This is a genomic window from Streptococcus sp. 2741, from assembly GCF_013276315.1.
GTDB lineage: Bacteria > Bacillota > Bacilli > Lactobacillales > Streptococcaceae > Streptococcus > Streptococcus pseudopneumoniae.
In genome coordinates this window covers 1-2,549 of the sequence record NZ_VMKU01000130.1, presented here as the reverse complement: position 1 = coordinate 2,549, position 2,549 = coordinate 1, and the positions used below count along the sequence as shown (strand labels likewise).

Genomic DNA, 2,549 nt, shown 5'->3' with positions numbered 1-2,549 from the left:
TTAAAACTAAATAACTATATCAAGCAGATAGTAAAGAACCTTGGGCCTACTACTGGTTAGGAATCACTGGAGGGAAAGCTCCTGATTTTTTTGCTCTTTCTCAAATTTCTGATCAATCCTATCTCATCCAATCTGAAACTTGTCATACCCAGACTACTGCAAAACTCATCTCAGACATTGTTCGCTTCGCTCAGATTACAAAATCCAATGAATTAGCTCAACTCCATATCATGGGACAACTCCATGAACTGATGTTTCATCTGGGAACTATTGCTCCCAATCAGAAAAAAGAATATTTCATCAACCTACCAACTCTATCTTGAATGCAAACGATTAATTGATAGCCACTATCCTCAATCACTTACAATTCAAGATTTAACAAAAGAACTATCCGTTCACAGAAGCTACTTATCAAGCGTATTCAAAGAATTTAATACCTTATCACCCAAAGAATACCTACTCTACGTTCGAATGCACCGAGCTAAACAACTTCTCGAAAATACCCAAGAGTCCATCAAGGTAATTGCATATTCGGTAGGTTTTTCAGATCCACTCCATTTTTCAAAAGCTTATAAACAATACTTAAATCAGACCCCAAGTCATACAAGAAAAGAATCCTCTCAATACCAACTAGTGAGAAAGGCAACACTATGAAATCCTACCAAGCTGTCTATCAGATTCTAGCTAAAGAAAACGACTATATCAGCGGAGAAAAGATTGCAGAAGAACTATCACTGACCCGAACATCAATTTGGAAAGCCATCAGGCGCCTAGAACAAGAAGGCATTGAAATTGATAGTATCAAAAACAAAGGATATAAACTGATGAATGGTGACCTTATTCTTCCAGAGATTCTAGAAGAAAATCTTCCAATTAAAATCAGTTTTAAACCCGAAACAAAATCAACACAACTCGATGCAAAAGAAGCAATTGATTTAGGCTATGAAGCAAACACCCTCTATCTAGCTTCCTATCAAATAGCAGGGCGTGGCCGTTTTCAACGCTCCTTCTACTCTCCTCAAGGTGGCATTTATATGACCCTCCATCTTAAACCAAATCTTCCCTATGACAAATTACCGTCCTACACACTACTTGTAGCTGGAGCTGTCTACAAAGCCATTAAGAACCTAACTTTAATAGATGTCGACATAAAATGGGTCAATGATATCTACCTAAACAATCATAAAATTGGAGGAATTCTCACTGAAGCAATGACCTCTGTAGAAACAGGCTTAGTCACAGATATCATTATTGGAGTAGGTATCAATTTCACTATTAAAGACTTCCCTCAGGAATTAAAAGAAAAAGCTGCTAGCTTATTTAAAACTACAGCTCCAATAACAAGGAATGAATTAATCATAGAAATCTGGCGTGCTTTCTTCGAAACACCAGCAGATGAGTTATTATACCTATATAAAAAACAGTCATTCGTTCTTGGAAAAGAAGTTACTTTCACACTAGATCAAAAAGACTACAAGGGACTTGCTAAAGACATCTCTGAAAGTGGAAAACTTTTGGTGCAATGTGATAACGGAAAAGAAATCTGGCTCAATAGCGGAGAAATTTCTCTCAAGAGTTGGAAGTAATAATAAATTAGAACAACCATAAAATCGACAATATATAAAGATTTTAGCTTTTCTTCAACCCACTACAGTTGACAAAGAGCCTGAAAACTTCAAAAAACGGATTTTTAGGCTCTGAACATCAAAAAAGAAAGGACGAAATTTGTCCTTTCTCGAGCTTAGCTGACTTCAACCCACTACAGTTGACAAAGAGCCAAATGAAAAAGAGAGTTACAAACTCTCATTAAAACGGAGAATAAGGGATTCGAACCCTTGCGCCAGTTACCCGACCTAACGATTTAGCAAACCGTCCTCTTCAGCCTCTTGAGTAATTCTCCAATTAATGGGCACGAGTGGACTCGAACCACCGACCTCACGCTTATCAGGCGTGCGCTCTAACCACCTGAGCTACGCGCCCAAGTTAAAAAACTTGGTAATTTGAACAAAGTTCAAAGCGGGTGACGAGAATCGAACTCGCGACAACAGCTTGGAAGGCTGTAGTTTTACCACTAAACTACACCCGCATAAATACTATCAATAAAATGGCGCGAGACGGAATCGAACCGCCGACACATGGAGCTTCAATCCATTGCTCTACCAACTGAGCTACCGAGCCTTATTGCGGGAGCAGGATTTGAACCTACGACCTTCGGGTTATGAGCCCGACGAGCTACCGAGCTGCTCCATCCCGCGTTAATAAAAAAGGAGGATGTGGGATTCGAACCCACGCACGCTTTTACACGCCTGACGGTTTTCAAGACCGTTCCCTTCAGCCGGACTTGGGTAATCCTCCAATATTCAAATGGACCTTGTAGGACTTGAACCTACGACCACTCGGTTATGAGCCGAGAGCTCTAACCAGCTGAGCTAAAGGTCCGACAAGATCATTATAGCGGCGAAGGGGATCGAACCCCCGACCTCCCGGGTATGAACCGGACGCTCTAGCCAGCTGAGCTACACCGCCATGAATCGGGAAGACAGGATTCG

The 2,549-nt window shown here is 40.7% G+C and carries 1 protein-coding gene, 8 tRNA genes and 1 pseudogene; 2 read left to right on the top strand and 8 right to left on the bottom strand.

The genetic code is table 11. The features are described 5' to 3' along the window. Window positions 1-17: 17 nt before the first annotated feature. Window positions 18-654: pseudogene (locus HT671_RS10425) on the top strand (AraC family transcriptional regulator); the annotation flags it as partial. Next, a complete protein-coding gene (birA, locus tag HT671_RS10420) occupies window positions 651-1,586 on the top strand; it encodes a bifunctional biotin--[acetyl-CoA-carboxylase] ligase/biotin operon repressor BirA (RefSeq protein WP_050223738.1) in 936 nt (311 codons plus the stop codon). The pseudogene HT671_RS10425 and the gene birA, both read left to right, overlap by 4 nt. A gap of 226 nt (window positions 1,587-1,812) precedes the next feature. Here the strand turns inward: birA and HT671_RS10415 are convergent. The 8 genes from HT671_RS10415 to HT671_RS10380 all read right to left on the bottom strand — a co-directional run bounded on the left by HT671_RS10415 (window position 1,813) and on the right by HT671_RS10380 (window position 2,526). Beyond that, a tRNA-Ser gene (locus HT671_RS10415) sits at window positions 1,813-1,900 on the bottom strand. A gap of 6 nt (window positions 1,901-1,906) precedes the next feature. Then, window positions 1,907-1,980: transfer RNA gene (locus HT671_RS10410), tRNA-Ile, on the bottom strand. Between the two features lie 35 nt (window positions 1,981-2,015). Further along, window positions 2,016-2,086, bottom strand: a tRNA-Gly gene (locus HT671_RS10405). 19 nt (window positions 2,087-2,105) lie between these two features. Next, window positions 2,106-2,178, bottom strand: a tRNA-Phe gene (locus tag HT671_RS10400). 3 nt (window positions 2,179-2,181) lie between these two features. Beyond that, a tRNA-Met gene (locus HT671_RS10395) sits at window positions 2,182-2,255 on the bottom strand. Between the two features lie 10 nt (window positions 2,256-2,265). Next, window positions 2,266-2,355, bottom strand: a tRNA-Ser gene (locus HT671_RS10390). A gap of 10 nt (window positions 2,356-2,365) precedes the next feature. Further along, window positions 2,366-2,439: transfer RNA gene (locus HT671_RS10385), tRNA-Ile, on the bottom strand. A gap of 13 nt (window positions 2,440-2,452) precedes the next feature. Beyond that, window positions 2,453-2,526, bottom strand: a tRNA-Met gene (locus HT671_RS10380). Window positions 2,527-2,549: the final 23 nt, after the last annotated feature.

Excerpts from the sequence above, each read along its gene's own strand:
- birA (WP_050223738.1), top strand. The coding sequence starts at position 651 with ATGAAATCCTACCAAGCTGTCTATCAGATTCTAGCTAAAGAAAACGAC.